General features: G+C 38.5%; 2 protein-coding genes. One reads left to right on the forward strand and one right to left on the reverse strand.

The features are described 5' to 3' along the window. Nucleotides 1–176 (forward strand): 50S ribosomal protein L28 (gene rpmB, locus AC0DBE_RS21710; protein WP_472963781.1); only part of this gene is annotated, 176 nt, incomplete at its 5' end. 57 nt (nt 177–233) lie between these two features. Here the strand turns inward: rpmB and spoVM are convergent. Continuing rightward, complete coding sequence (gene spoVM / locus AC0DBE_RS21715; protein ID WP_016765421.1) at nt 234–314, reverse strand: stage V sporulation protein SpoVM; 81 nt, start codon at nt 312–314, stop codon at nt 234–236. Nucleotides 315–387 lie beyond the last annotated feature (73 nt).

Here is a 387-nt window from a genome sequence, read left to right on the forward strand (position 1 = left end):
GTGTAGTAACTGGTAGAAAAGCTCGTTCAGGTAACGCACGTTCTCACGCAATGAACGCTACTAAGCGTAAATGGGGTGCTAACGTTCAAAAAGTACGTATCTTAGTGAACGGTAAACCAAAACGTGTGTACGTTTCAGCTAGAGCCCTTAAGTCTGGTAAAGTTCAACGCGTTTAATCTTTATAATGAAAAAGCACCATATTTTATGGTGCTTCTTTTATTATTCCAGCGTTGTTAATCTTTTTTGAACGAATTAAGCATGACCTTTACGATGCCACCTAAAAACTTTGGAAGTTTGATTGTATAGAATTTCATACTGTCCCTCCTAACCGTCTCCACACTTTATCTCCTTTTAAAGAAAGCCCTATGTCCTGCTCTCATTTTCCAT

Source organism: Bacillus sp. VA15 (assembly GCF_055721145.1).

Bases quoted from the DNA above. Each gene is read 5' to 3' on its own strand.
- spoVM (WP_016765421.1), bottom strand. From the start codon at position 314: ATGAAATTCTATACAATCAAACTTCCAAAGTTTTTAGGTGGCATCGTA.